Consider the following 13,172-nt stretch of genomic DNA (forward strand, 5'->3'; position numbering starts at 1 on the left):
GGCCGGGGAGGTGCCCCGGAAGCGGAGCTGACGGGCAAGCGAGCTGACGGAGGCGGCCTGAGGGCCGGGGACGCGCCGTGCACCGGGGGTGCGCGGCGCGTCTCGGCGTCTCAGGCGTGTGTGCGGCGGGGGGCCGGGCCTCAGGGCCAGACGAGGCAGTACGGCTGGTGGCCGGCTTCGTGGAGGCGATGGCTGAAGGCCTGCCACTCGTTGAGCAGGCGGTAGACGTCGAACGCGTCGCGCGGGCCGCTGCGGTCGGGGACCGTGGACCAGATGAACGCGGCGGCGCCCACCGACTCCTCGCCGACGCCGCGCAGCGGGTCGACGACGGTCATCGGCAGCTTCACGACCGCGTAGTCCGGGTGCAGGACGACCAGTTCGAGCGGGGGGACGCGGTGCAGGGGTATGCCCTCGATGCCGGTGAGCACCATCGCGGCGACCGTCTCCGGCTTGATCTTGGTGAACATGCCGCCCTGGCCGAGTTCGTCGCCGCCGAGCTCCTCGGGTCGCATGGAGAGGGGGACGCGGGCGGCGGCGGCGCCGTCGCGGGCGCCGAAGTACTTGTAGGTCACCCCCATCCCGCCACCTCTGAGCCTTTCCGGGACCGTCGTCTCGCCGGGCTCGGCGCGGGCGTCACGTGCTGTCTCGCGCACGCCGTCCCGGGGGCGTTCCCGGTTCTGTTCGCGCTCGCGTGCCGGCTCGCGCCGGCTGTCGGGGCTCCGGTCGCGGCGGTGTCTGCCGCGTTGGGCGCTCCGCGGTTCGAGGTCGCCGCCCTCGCCCAGCCCGCCTCCGCGTTGCATGTCACCACCCGATTCGTTCCCGGCCCCGTCGCGCGACCCGATCATCGTGTCAAAGACCTCCCCCTTGTAGGCCGCGTGAAACGCCCTGCCGTACGAGCACGCGGGCTCTGACACCATGGATCGCGTGAGCTACCCCTGTGTCGTACCAGTTTCGCAGATGTGTGTACGCGCGGAGGACCCCTTTCGTCTCGGTCTTACACCGGTCGAACCGCCGCGAGTTCTCCCGGGTGTTGCCCCGGGCGGTGCCCGCCGTGCGGCGGGGCCGGTGTGAGGTGCGGCCGAGGGTAGTGTCACGGCGCGGCAGACGAGTCCGTTTTAGCAGGTCAGGAGCAAAGTGCCTTATCCATACGAAGCCCCAGCGTCACAGTCGCTCTTCGATCGGGCAGCCGTCGTCACCCCGGGAGGCGTGAACTCCCCGGTGCGGGCGTTCCGGGCGGTGGGCGGTACGCCCCGATTCATGGTGTCCGGCACCGGTCCCTACCTGACCGACGCCGACGGCCGTGAGTACGTCGACCTCGTCTGCTCGTGGGGACCGATGATTCTCGGCCATTCCCACCCGGCGGTCCTGGAGGCCGTCCAGGCCGCCGTCGCGCGCGGTACCTCCTTCGGCACGCCCGGCGAGGGCGAGGTCGAACTGGCCGAGGAGATCGTCGGCCGTGTCGAGCCGGTGGAACAGGTCCGGCTGGTGTCCTCCGGGACGGAGGCCACCATGTCGGCGATCCGGCTGGCGCGCGGCTTCACCGGCCGGGCGAAGGTCGTGAAGTTCGCCGGCTGCTACCACGGCCACGTGGACGCGCTGCTCGCCTCCGCCGGCTCCGGCGTCGCCACCTTCGGCCTGCCGGACACCCCGGGCGTCACGGGTGCCCAGGCCGGCGAGACGCTGGTGCTGCCGTACAACGACCTGGACGCGGTCCGCGCCGCGTTCGCCGCGCACCCGGGCGAGATCGCCTGCGTGATCACCGAGGCGTCCCCCGGCAACATGGGCGTCGTGCCGCCCGCCGAGGGCTTCAACGCCGGGCTCAAGGCGCTCTGCGCGGAGAACGGCGCGCTGTACGTGTCGGACGAGGTCATGACCGGTTTCCGCGTCTCGCGCGCCGGCTGGTACGGCCTGGACGGCGTCGCCCCGGACCTGATGACGTTCGGCAAGGTGATGGGCGGCGGCTTCCCGGCGGCGGCGTTCGGCGGCCGCCGGGACGTCATGGCGCACCTGGCGCCGGCCGGCCCGGTCTACCAGGCCGGCACGCTGTCCGGGAACCCGGTCGCCACCGCCGCCGGCGTGGCCCAGCTCCGGCAGTTGGACGACGCGGCGTACGCGAAGGTCGACGCGGCGTCGGAGGCCGTGCGGACGCTGGTCGCCGAGGCGCTGACCAAGGAGGGCGTGGCGCACACCCTCCAGACCGCCGGCAACATGTTCTCCGTCTTCTTCACCACCGACGGCGGCCCGGTCACCGACTACGCGAGCGCCAAGGAGCAGGAGGCGTTCCGCTACAACGCGTTCTTCCACTCGATGCTGGCGCAGGGCGTGTACCTGCCGCCGTCCGCGTTCGAGTCGTGGTTCGTCTCCTCGGCCCACGACGAGCGGGCGGTCGAGCGGATCGCCGCCGCGCTGCCGGCCGCCGCCCGCGCGGCCGCCGAGGCGACAGAGGCGGGGGACAACTGATGGCCGAGAACAGCCCTGAGACGAGAGGAGCCGGGAAGGTGCGCGGCGAGGACAGAACAGTGACCGTGGTGCACCTGATGCGCCACGGCGAGGTGGAGAACCCGGACGGCGTGCTCTACGGCCGGCTGCCCGGCTACCACCTCTCCGAGCTGGGCCACCGCATGGCCGAGCGCGTCGCCGATCACCTGGCGGACGCCGACGTCACCGCCGTGATCGCCTCCCCGCTGGAGCGCGCCCAGGAGACCGCCGCGCCGATCGCCAAGGCCCACGGCCTGGACATCGGTACGGACGCCCGGCTCATCGAGGCGGAGAACATCTTCCAGGGCAGGACCTTCGGCGTCGGGGACGGCGCGCTGCGGCGCCCCGGCAACTGGCGGCACCTGCGCAACCCGTTCAAGCCGTCGTGGGGCGAGCCGTACGTCGACCAGGTCGTGCGGATGAAGTCCGCGCTGGACGCCGCGAAGGACGCCGCGTACGGGCACGAGGCGGTGTGCGTCAGCCACCAGCTGCCCATCTGGATCGTGCGCAGCTTCGTCGAGCGGCGCCGGCTGTGGCACGACCCGCGCAACCGGCAGTGCACGCTGGCGTCGCTGACCAGCTTCACCTACCTCGGCGACCGCATCGTCTCGGTCGGCTACTCGGAGCCGGCCCGCGACCTGGTGCCGAAGCACCTGTTGGCCGGCGCGAAGCCGGTGAAGGGGGCCAAGGGTTTCGGCGCCTGAGGCTCGAAAAGCCCGACATGACCCCGGTCCCACCCGGGCTGACCTGGGAGGACGATCGGGACAAGGGGGGCGCGGCCGGGCGTTCGAGAGTGCATGCGAAACTTTTCACATGAGTCTCAGCCGCGCCCCCAGGGGCACGTCCCGCCGCCGCGTGACCGCGCTCACGGCGGCCGTCCTGGCCGGTGTGCTCGGCCTCACCGCATGCGGTTCCGAGGACAAGCCCGCCTCCAGTGACGGCGGCTACATCGAGGGGACCGGGCAGATCACCACGGTCGCCGCCGACAACCGGCAGCCCGCGCCCGACCTGTCCGGCAAGACGGTCGAGGGCGGTGAGCTGAAGCTCTCCGACTACCGGGGCAAGGTGGTCGTGCTCAACGTCTGGGGCTCCTGGTGCCCGCCGTGCCGCAGCGAGGCGCCGACCTTCGCCAAGGTCTCCAAGGAACTGGAGAAGGACGGCGTGCAGTTCGTCGGCCTCAACATCCGGGACCTGGACGTGGCGAACGCCAAGGCGTTCGACCGCAACTACGAGATCACCTACCCGAGCCTCTACGACCCGAGCGGCAAGACGCTGCTGCGCTTCCCCAAGGGCAGCCTCAACCCGCGAGCCATCCCCTCCACCCTGGTCCTGGACCGTGAGGGGAAGATCGCCACGCGTGCGCTGAAGCCGCTCAGCGAGCCGGAGCTGCGGGAGATCATCGAGCCCGTACTGGCCGAGAAGTGACCGGGGAAGACGCCCGCCGATGAGCGCTCTGTTGGACGGTGTGTGGTTCGTCGCCGCCGAGAACCAGACCGTGAAGTCCGGGGCACTCGTGCTGGCGATACCGGTCGCGATCCTCGGCGGTCTTGTCTCCTTCTTCTCCCCCTGCGTCCTGCCGCTCGTCCCCGGCTACCTCTCCTACGTCACCGGTATCAGCGGCACCGATCTGGCGGAGGCCCGGCGCGGACGGATGCTGGCCGGAGCTTCCCTGTTCATCCTCGGCTTCACCGCCGTCTTCGTCTCAGGCGGCGCGCTCTTCGGCTACTTCGGCAACACCCTGCTGGAACACCGGGAGACGATCACCAGAGTCCTCGGTGTGCTGACCATTCTGCTGGGCCTCACCTTCATGGGCGTACTCCTGCCGGGACTCACCCAGCGTGAGCTGCGGATACACCGCAAGCCGGCGGTCGGCCTGGCCGGTGCCCCGATGCTTGGCGTGCTGTTCGGCGTCGGATGGATGCCGTGCGTGGGGCCGACGCTGACCGCCGTGCAGAGCCTCGCGCTCAGCGAGGCCAGCGCGGGTCGGGGCGCGCTGCTGATGGTGGCGTACTGTCTCGGTCTGGGGCTGCCGTTCATCGCCGCCGCGCTGGCGTTCCGCCGGGCGCTGGGGGCGTTCGGCTGGGTCAAGCGGCACTACGTGTGGGTCATGCGCATCGGCGGCGGCATGCTGATCGCGGTCGGTCTGCTGCTGCTGACCGGCGCCTGGGACCGCATCGTCTACGAACTCCAGGTGTGGACCGTCAACTACACCGTCGGGATCTGATCATGAGCGAAACCGAGACCAGGACCTCCGAGCGCACGGACGGTGACACCGACGAGTCGGCCGCGCAGGCCCAGCTCGGCACCGCCCCGGTGGAGGAGCCGCCGAGCGGTCCCGCGATCGGCCTCATCGGCTGGCTGCGCTGGTTCTGGCGGCAGCTGACCTCGATGCGGGTCGCGCTGCTGCTGCTCCTGCTGCTGTCGCTGGCCTCGGTGCCCGGTTCGCTCATCCCACAGCGCGACGCGAGCGCGAACCGCGTCGCGCAGTTCATGAAGGACAACCCGACGCTCGGCGGGATCTACGACCGGCTGCAGCTGTTCGAGGTCTACAGCTCGGTGTGGTTCTCGGCGATCTACCTGCTGCTGTTCGTCTCGCTGATCGGCTGCATCGTGCCGCGGACCTGGCAGTTCGTCGGGCAGCTGCGCGCCCGGCCGCCGAAGGCGCCGGCCCGGCTCGGCCGGATGCCCGCGTACACCACGTGGCGCACCGACGCCGCGCCGAAGGACGTGCTGGCCGACGCGAACAAGCTGCTGCGCGGCCGCCGCTTCCGGGTGTCGGGCGGCGAGGGGTCCGTCGCGGCCGAGAAGGGCTATCTGCGGGAGGCCGGCAACCTCGTCTTCCACCTGGCGCTCATCGTGATGCTGATCGCCTTCGCGACCGGTCAGCTGTGGCGGGTCGAGGGCGGAAAGCTGGTGGTCAAGGGCGACAGCTTCACCAACGTCCTCCCCTCCTACGACGACATCAAGTCCGGCAGCCTCTTCGACTACGGGGACCTGGACTCCTTCGGCTTCACACTCGACGACTTCCACTCCGCCTTCGAGCCCACCGGCCCGCAGCGCGGGACGCCGCGTGAGTTCAGCGCCAAGGTGACCTACTGGGAGGGCGCCGACGGGCCGCAGAAGAAGGCGTCCATCGAGGTCAATCGGCCACTGACGATCGGCGACTCGAAGGTCTTCCTGCTGGGCCACGGCTACGCGCCCGTGGTGACCGTCCGGGACGGTCAGGGCGACATCGCCTTCCGCGGCCCGGTGCCGTTCCTGCCGCAGGACGCCAACATCACCTCGCAGGGCGTGGTGAAGGTGACCGACTACCGCGACGCCAAGGGGGAGAAGGACCAGCTGGCCTTCGTCGGGATCTTCACCCCCACCTTCGGCCTGGACGAGGTGCGCGGACCGCACTCCACCTTCCCCGACCTGAACTACCCCGCGCTCTTCCTCTCCGCCTACCGGGGCGACCTCGGTATGGAGACCGGTCTGCCGCAGAACGTGTACCAGCTCAACGACAAGGCGATGGAGCCGTTCACGACCAAGGACGGCGACATCCTGCGGGAGAGCCTGCGGCCCGGCGAGACCATGAAGCTGCCGGGCGGCGCCGGCACCCTGAAGTTCGAGCGGGTCGAGCGCTGGGCCACGTTCCAGATCTCCAAGAAGCCCGCCACCGACTGGGCGCTGGTCGGCTCCATCGCGGCGGTCGTCGGACTCGCCGGCTCGCTGTTTCTCCAGCGCCGCCGGGTCTGGGTGCGGGCCCGCACCGACGAGGACGGCCGCACGGTCGTGGAGATGGCCGCGCTCGGCCGCAGCGAGTCGGCGAAGCTGCCCGAGGAGTTGGGCGCGCTGGCCGAACAACTGCGGACGACCGCACCCGTGGCCGAGCCGTGCCACGCTGACGACGACGCTCCGGCCGGTTCCGGCGAGACCGGACCGAAGCGCGGGGACAGCAGCGACACTCACGAAGGAGCCGAGAAGTGAACATCGCTTTGGCAGACAACCAGGCGCTCGCGGACTTCAGCAGAGTGCTCGCCCTCTCCGCGATGGCGGTCTACGCGCTGGCGTTCGTCGCGCACATCGCCGAGTGGGTCTTCGGCAGCCGCAGCAAGGTGGCGCGTACCGCCGCCGCGCTGAGCCCGAAGAAGCAGTCGCCGTACAGCAAGTCGGTCGAGGAGATCCGCGCGGCGGAGAACGGCGGCGGCACCGCCGTGCTGGAGAAGCCGAAGGTCGTCAGCCGCGCCACCGTCGGCGGGCGCCCCGACCTGCCGGACGGCCCGGGAGCCGCCGGCGGTGACGCGCAGGGCGACACGTTCGGCCGGATCGCGATCGCGCTGACCGGCCTGGCGTTCGCGATCCACCTCGCCGCCGTCGTGACCCGCGCGGTGTCGGTGACCCGCGCGCCGTGGGCGAACATGTACGAGTTCTCCCTCACCTTCTCGATGGTTGTCGTCGGCGCCTACCTCGCCCTGCTGATCGCCAAGAAGAACGTGCGCTGGGTCGGTCTGATCCTGGTCACCACCGTGCTGCTCGACCTCGGCCTGGCGAGCACCGTGCTCTACACCGAAAGCGACCAGCTGCCGCCGGCGCTGGACTCGGCGTGGCTGTGGATCCACGTCTCGCTGGCGATCGTCTGCGGCGCGCTGTTCTACCTCGGCGCCGTCGGAACCGTGCTCTACCTCTTCCGGGACGGCTACGAGGCGAAGCTGGAACGCGGCGGCAAGCCCGGCGCGTTCAGCACCTCCGTGCTGGAGCGGCTGCCCTCGGCGGCGACGCTGGACAAGTTCGCCTACCGGGTCAACGCGGCCGTCTTCCCGTTCTGGACCTTCACGATCATCGCCGGCGCGATCTGGGCCGAGGACGCGTGGGGCCGCTACTGGGGCTGGGACGCCAAGGAGGTCTGGTCCTTCATCACCTGGGTCGCCTACGCCGGCTATCTGCACGCCCGCGCCACGGTCGGCTGGAAGGGCCGCCGGGCGGCGATGCTCGCGATCATCGCCTTCCTGTGCTTCCTCTTCAACTACTACGGCGTCAACCTCTTCGTGAACAGCCTCCACTCCTACTCCGGCGTCTGAGCGGCCGTGGCACGCCGACCGGAAAGCGGAAGCGACCGGGGCGGCGCGCGGTCGCGGGCGCAGTCGCGTGCGACGCGGGTGCTCCTCGCCGCTTCGAGCGTCGACGTGCCGCTCTGGGAGCGGACACCGGGCAGGCACGGCTACCCGCTGTTGTACGAGGAGCTGGGCGTGAGCGCGGGGCTGGTGGAGCGGATCGAGGAGTGGACCTCGTGGTACGCCTCGATGGTCTTCGAGGAGTGGACTCCAGAGGTAAAGGAGGCGTTCAGGCGGGAAGGGGCCGCTTTGGCGGACGCGCTTCGGCGGGAACTCGGCCCGGACGTGGAGGTGCTCTACGGGAACGGGATCTCGGGGCCGGCTGACGACAACTGGTCACCGCCGTCTCCTCCCTCGGATCCGGGCGTCTACCGGTGGGACACGGAGTAGGGCGCCACGCGACGGAGATCGGGGGACGGCCGCCGGCCGTCCCCCGATCTGTGCGCCGTCGCGAAATCGGCTGGCGCAGTCGTTACGCGTCGGCGGCGAGGTAGGTCTTCCAGCCGCCGGTGGGGCGTTGGCCGACGTTGAGGCCGCGGAGCTTCGTCAGGACGTCCTCGTCCTGCGCGTCGAGCCAGTCCACGAACTGGCGGAAGGAGACCATGCGCACGTCCTTCGCGTCGAGGTCGGCGATGCGCTTGACGGTCTCCTCGACGGCGTCCATGTAGATGCCGCCGTTCCACTGCTCGAAGTGGTTGCCGACGAAAAGCGGCGCCCGGTTGGACTCGTAGGCGCGGCGGAAGCCGCCGTAGAACACGTCGATGGCCTGCTGGCGCCAGGTGGGGTGGTTCTCGGCGGGGCCGTTGGTGGAGTTCTGGGACTGGTTGACCAGGATGTTGTAGTCCATCGAGAGCACCTCGAAGGACCTGCCGGGGAAGGGCAGCGACTGGAGCGGCAGGTCCCAGACGCCCTCCTTCTTCGTCGGCCATATCTGGAGGCCGCCGGAGGAGCTGGAGTCGTAGCGCCAGCCCAGTTCGGCGGCGGTCGGCAGCAGGTTGCCCTGGCCGAGCAGGCAGGGGGTGCGGCCGCCGACGAGTTCCTTCCTGTAGTCGAACGGCAGCGGCTTGAGGTCGGTGAAGCCGGTGTTCGTCCGCCACGTGTTGACGAAGTCCATGGCCTGGTCGATCTCCGAGCGCCACTGGGCGGGCGTCCAGTGCTCGACGGAGCCGGTGCCGCCGCAGAAGTGCCCGTTGAAGTGGGTGCCGATCTCGTGGCCCTCCAGCCAGGCGGCGCGGAGGTTTTCCAGCGTGAGCCGGATGTTGCCGTCCTTGAGGTAGCCGATGTCGGAGGCGCCGACCGGGTTGTTCGGCGGCTTGTACAGCTCCCGCTTGGATTCGGGCAGCAGGTAGACGCCGGAGAGGAAGAACGTCATCGCGGCGCCGTGGTCCTTGGCGACCTTGCGGAAACGCGGGAAGAGGCCGTTGCCGACCTCGCCGGCGCCGTCCCAGGAGAAGATCACGAACTGCGGTGGCGTCTCGCCGGGTTCGAGCTTGCGCGCCTTGGGCTGGTGCGGCTGCGGGCCGGTGTCGGCCGTGGAGCCGTCACCTATCGGCTTCGCCTGCTCCTTCTTCTCGCCGCCGCCCTTGTCGCCGGGGACGGTGCTCTTGTCCGTGCCCGGACCGGACCCGTTCGAGCAGCCGGCTATCCCCATAGTGGCGAGGGCGGCCGCCCCCACGCCGAGCAGCCCGCGTCGGCTTATCCCGCCATCCGACATGTCGTGTTCCCCTATCAGCGGTGCGTGTTCCGCTGAGAAGGATCGCTTCCGCGGCGGGTCGGTTCCAAGAGGTACGACCGGTTTGCGGAATCTTTGCGGGCGCGGTGATCGGTGATCTTCGGGCGGTGCCGAGGGGGAGCTTTACCGTGTGCAAAGGCGATCTTGCGCGGCGTGCCGGATCAGGGCTTCGGCGGGGTCGGGTCGTCCGGCCCGTTGTTGTCCTTGTTGCGCCGGAACTCCTCCTCCCACGCCTCCAGGGACTCCTCCGGCGACGGCGACTTGCCGGCGCCCCCGGCGGGCCGGCCACCGCCGCGACCGGCGGGCTTGTCGTCGCCGCCCGGCTTCGGCGCACCCCCCTTGCTCAGGTCCGGCTTCTCGGAGTCCGGCTCCGCGTCCGGGCCCGCGGAATCCGCCCCCGAGCCGCCGCGCGGCTCGTCGCGCAGCGAGCGCAGGAAGTCGACGTTGTCGTCCGGCGCGACCCAGCGGCGCTCGTCCGCCTTCGTGGCGCCGTACGGGCGGTTGCGGCGCGGCCGGCCGACGGCGAACCAGGCGATCGGACCGATCAGCACCTGCCCGAACAGCAGGACGATGATCACCCACATCACCTTCGGCAGCTTGCGCACCTCTTTCTCAGGGGTGTTCAGACAGTCGATGAAGGCGTAGATCCACACCGCCAGAACCAGTAGGAACGGCAATACCTTGGCCATGTGGAGCGCTCCTCGAGTGCGTCCTGACGATGTGCGGGCGGTCACGTCCGACACGAACGGTGACCTCAACACCAGCGTAATGGTCCGGGGCCGCCCGGCGGTGTGGCGGAGCCCATGCCTGTGGACAACGGGCGGACGCCCGGTGGCGTGCCCGCCCGCCGAACGCCGACGGCCGTGTCGGATACTGGACGGCATGGCTTACGACGACCTCCGCTCGCTGCTGCGAGCGCTTGAGCGCGACGGCGACCTGAAGCGGATCAAGGCGGAGGTCGATCCACACCTGGAAGTCGGGGAGATCGTCGACCGGGTCAACAAGGCCGGCGGTCCCGCGCTGCTCTTCGAGAACGTCAAGGGCTCGGCGATGCCGCTCGCCATGAACGTCTACGGCACCGACCGGCGGCTGCTGAAGGCGCTCGACCTCAAGTCCTACGAGGAGATCGGCGAGAAGATCGCCGGGCTGCTGAAGCCGGAGCTGCCGCAGGGCTTCGTCGGCTTCCGCGAGGCGTTCGGCAAGCTCGCCGGCATGACGCACGTCCCGCCGAAGAAGGTGAAGGACGCGCCCGTCCAGGAGGTCGTGCTCACCGGCGAGGACGTCGACCTGGAGCAGCTGCCCGCGCTGTTCACCTGGCCCGAGGACGGCGGCTCCTTCTTCAACCTCGGCCTCACCCACACGAAGCACCCCGAGACCGGCGTCCGCAACCTCGGCCTCTACCGCCTCCAGCGCCACGACCGCCGCACCATCGGCATGCACTGGCAGATCCACAAGGACAGCCGCAACCACTACCAGGTCGCCGCCAGGCGCGGCGAGCGGCTGCCCGTCGCGATCGCCTTCGGCTGCCCGCCGGCCGTGACGTACGCCTCCACCGCGCCGCTGCCCGGCGACATCGACGAGTACCTTTTTGCCGGCTTCCTCCAGGGCAAGCGGGTGGAGATGGTCGACTGCAAGACCGTGCCGCTGCAGGTCCCGGCCAACGCCGAGGTGGTCATCGAGGGCTGGCTGGAACCGGGCGAGATGCTGCCGGAGGGCCCGTTCGGCGACCACACCGGCTTCTACACGCCGCAGGAGGACTTCCCGGCGCTGACGATCGACTGCGTCACGATGCGCCGCCGGCCGCTGCTCCAGTCCATCGTCGTGGGCCGCCCGCCCACCGAGGACGGCCCGCTCGGCCGCGCCACCGAGCGCTTCTTCCTGCCGCTGCTGAAGATCATCATCCCGGACATCGTGGACTACCACCTGCCGGAGGCGGGCGGTTTCCACAACTGCGCGATCGTCTCGATCGACAAGAAGTACCCGAAGCACGCCCAGAAGGTCATGCACGCGATCTGGGGCGCGCACATGATGTCGCTGACCAAGCTGATCGTCGTCGTCGACGCCGACTGCGACGTGCACGACCTGCACGAGGTCGCCTGGCGCGCCCTCGGCAACACCGACTACGCCCGCGACCTCAGCCTCGTCGAAGGCCCCGTCGACCACCTCGACCACGCCTCCTACCAGCAGTTCTGGGGTGGCAAGGCGGGCATCGACGCCACCGCGAAGTGGCCCGAGGAGGGCTACACCCGCGACGGCGGCTGGCCGAACATGGTCGAGTCCGACCCGGCGATCGCCGAACAGGTCACCCGCCGCTGGCGGGAGTACGGGCTGTGACCGCCCAGCCGTCCACGACCCACGAGGCCGAGGCGCCGCGCGAACGGGGGAAGGTGCGGGCCTTCCTCCGGCTGGTCATGATCGAACACTCGGTGTTCGCGCTGCCGTTCGCGTACATCGCCGCGCTGACCGCGATGTTCCGCACCGACGGCCGCGTCGACTGGTGGACGCTGCTGGTCGTGACGGTCGCCATGGTCGCCATGCGGACGTTCGCGATGGCCGCGAACCGCATCATCGACCGCGAGATCGACGCCCGCAACCCGCGCACCGCCGGCCGCGAACTGGTCACCGGCAGCGTCTCCGTGCGCACGGCGTGGACGGGCGCGCTCGTCGCGCTCGCCGTGTTCTTCGGCGCCGCGGCGCTGCTGAACCCGCTGTGCCTGATGCTGTCCCCGCTGGCCGTCGTCCCGATGGTCGTCTACCCCTACGGCAAGCGCTTCACCGACTACCCGCACGCCATCCTCGCCGCCGCCCAGGCCATCGGCCCCACCGGCGCCTGGCTCGCGGTGACCGGCAGCTGGTCGTGGGAGGCGGTGGTGCTGGGCGCCGCCGTCGGCATCTGGATCGGCGGCTTCGACCTGATCTTCGCCTGCCAGGACGTCGACTCCGACCGGGCCGAGGGCGTCGGCTCCGTGCCCGCCCGGCACGGCGTCGCCGCCGCGCTGTACGCCTCCCGCGCCAGCCACGTCGTCACGCTCGGCCTCTTCGCCTGGTACGCGCTGCTGACCGACGCGGGCGCCTTCTTCTGGGTGGGCCTGGCGGTCGTCGCCGCCGCGTTCGTCTACGAGCACTCGCTGGTGCGGCCGAACGACCTCAGCCGCCTCAACCGGGCCTTCTTCACCGTCAACGGCTTCATCGGCATCGCCCTCTTCGTGTGCGCCCTGGCCGATCTGATCGCCCGCGGCCTCGGCGTGTAGCTACCCTCCCGCCATGCGCGTACCGCCGCCCTCCCGCCTCGCGGCGCTGGAGGACGCCCACCCCGGGCACCGCACCGAACTGGTCGACGGCCGACTTGTCCACGCCCGCCTCCGACCCTTCGACACGGCGACCCGGGTGCGCCTCTGGCGGCAAGCGGAGCGCCAGCTCGGGGACGCGTGGGGGGTGATGAGCGACGTGCCGGTGCCGGTGAGCGCTGCGTTCGAGTTCTGCCCCGACCTGGCCGTCCTTCCGGCGGAAGCCCTGGACAGGAACCAGAGCGCCTACCCGGCGCGCGTCGTGCGGCTCGCGATCTCGGTCGCGACGACCGACGCCTTCACCGTCGACTACGAGGTCAAGGACCGGGAGTACGCGCGGGCCGGCATCCCCGCCTACCTGATCTTCGACCCGTACCGGGCGCACTGCGTCGCGCACTGGAACCCCGGGCCCGACGGGTACCGGGGGCGGGACACGATTGCCTACGGTGACACCGTCAGCGTGAAGACGCCGCTCGGGGAGCTGACGTTCGACACGACGGAACTGCCGGTCGACCCCGCGGCGCGCGGCTGAGCGGCCCCGGCATCAGCTCCAGGGGCTGGGGCCGATGCCGCCCGGTGGGG

The 13,172-nt window shown here is 70.6% G+C and carries 13 protein-coding genes; 10 read left to right on the plus strand and 3 right to left on the minus strand.

The window, feature by feature from the left end:
- Positions 1–140 precede the first annotated feature (140 nt).
- Positions 141–578, minus strand: a complete 438-nt coding sequence (locus GL263_RS10900; protein ID WP_438947945.1) for a hypothetical protein — start codon at positions 576–578, stop codon at positions 141–143.
- A gap of 556 nt (positions 579–1,134) precedes the next feature.
- Between GL263_RS10900 and hemL the strand changes: the two genes are divergently transcribed.
- From hemL to GL263_RS10935, 7 genes are all read left to right on the plus strand, one after another.
- Positions 1,135–2,460 carry a glutamate-1-semialdehyde 2,1-aminomutase gene (gene hemL, locus GL263_RS10905; RefSeq protein WP_182855423.1) on the plus strand — a complete coding sequence of 442 codons (1,326 nt, stop codon included), beginning with the start codon at positions 1,135–1,137 and terminating at the stop codon, positions 2,458–2,460.
- Entirely contained in the window at positions 2,460–3,182 is a 723-nt protein-coding gene (locus tag GL263_RS10910) for a histidine phosphatase family protein (protein ID WP_182855424.1), read from the plus strand. Before hemL ends, GL263_RS10910 begins: the two co-directional genes overlap by 1 nt.
- 109 nt (positions 3,183–3,291) lie before the next feature.
- The gene (locus GL263_RS10915) at positions 3,292–3,903 is read left to right on the plus strand and encodes a TlpA family protein disulfide reductase (RefSeq protein ID WP_182855425.1); all 612 of its coding nucleotides are present in this window, start codon (positions 3,292–3,294) and stop codon (positions 3,901–3,903) included.
- Positions 3,904–3,922: 19 nt separating this feature from the next.
- Positions 3,923–4,702, plus strand: a complete 780-nt coding sequence (locus GL263_RS10920) for a cytochrome c biogenesis CcdA family protein (protein ID WP_182855426.1) — start codon at positions 3,923–3,925, stop codon at positions 4,700–4,702.
- Positions 4,703–4,704: 2 nt separating this feature from the next.
- Positions 4,705–6,447 (plus strand): cytochrome c biogenesis protein ResB, encoded by a 1,743-nt coding sequence (gene resB, locus GL263_RS10925; RefSeq protein ID WP_182855427.1) that lies wholly within the window; start codon positions 4,705–4,707, stop codon positions 6,445–6,447.
- Positions 6,444–7,538, plus strand: a complete 1,095-nt coding sequence (ccsB, locus tag GL263_RS10930; protein ID WP_182855428.1) for a c-type cytochrome biogenesis protein CcsB — start codon at positions 6,444–6,446, stop codon at positions 7,536–7,538. The genes resB and ccsB overlap by 4 nt, the downstream gene beginning before the upstream one ends.
- 78 nt (positions 7,539–7,616) lie before the next feature.
- On the plus strand, positions 7,617–7,961 hold the full coding sequence (locus GL263_RS10935; protein ID WP_182855429.1) for an immunity protein CdiI family protein: 345 nt from the start codon (positions 7,617–7,619) through the stop codon (positions 7,959–7,961).
- A gap of 82 nt (positions 7,962–8,043) precedes the next feature.
- Here GL263_RS10935 and GL263_RS10940 read toward each other — a convergent pair whose 3' ends face one another.
- Positions 8,044–9,285 (minus strand): polysaccharide deacetylase family protein, encoded by a 1,242-nt coding sequence (locus GL263_RS10940; protein WP_182855430.1) that lies wholly within the window; start codon positions 9,283–9,285, stop codon positions 8,044–8,046.
- A gap of 179 nt (positions 9,286–9,464) precedes the next feature.
- Entirely contained in the window at positions 9,465–9,992 is a 528-nt protein-coding gene (locus GL263_RS10945; protein ID WP_182855431.1) for a PLD nuclease N-terminal domain-containing protein, read from the minus strand.
- A gap of 193 nt (positions 9,993–10,185) precedes the next feature.
- Here GL263_RS10945 and GL263_RS10950 point away from each other — a divergent pair, with 193 nt between their 5' ends.
- Genes GL263_RS10950 through GL263_RS10960 form a run of 3 tightly spaced genes read left to right on the plus strand, consistent with a single transcriptional unit; the run spans position 10,186 to position 13,122 of the window.
- Complete coding sequence (locus tag GL263_RS10950; RefSeq protein ID WP_182855432.1) at positions 10,186–11,637, plus strand: menaquinone biosynthesis decarboxylase; 1,452 nt, start codon at positions 10,186–10,188, stop codon at positions 11,635–11,637.
- Positions 11,634–12,554 carry a menaquinone biosynthesis prenyltransferase MqnP gene (mqnP, locus tag GL263_RS10955; RefSeq protein WP_182855433.1) on the plus strand — a complete coding sequence of 307 codons (921 nt, stop codon included), beginning with the start codon at positions 11,634–11,636 and terminating at the stop codon, positions 12,552–12,554. The genes GL263_RS10950 and mqnP overlap by 4 nt, the downstream gene beginning before the upstream one ends.
- 13 nt (positions 12,555–12,567) lie before the next feature.
- Positions 12,568–13,122, plus strand: coding sequence for a Uma2 family endonuclease (locus tag GL263_RS10960; RefSeq protein ID WP_182855434.1), 555 nt, complete (start codon positions 12,568–12,570; stop codon positions 13,120–13,122).
- Positions 13,123–13,172 lie beyond the last annotated feature (50 nt).

The organism is Streptomyces durbertensis (assembly GCF_014156695.1).
GTDB lineage: Bacteria > Actinomycetota > Actinomycetes > Streptomycetales > Streptomycetaceae > Streptomyces > Streptomyces durbertensis.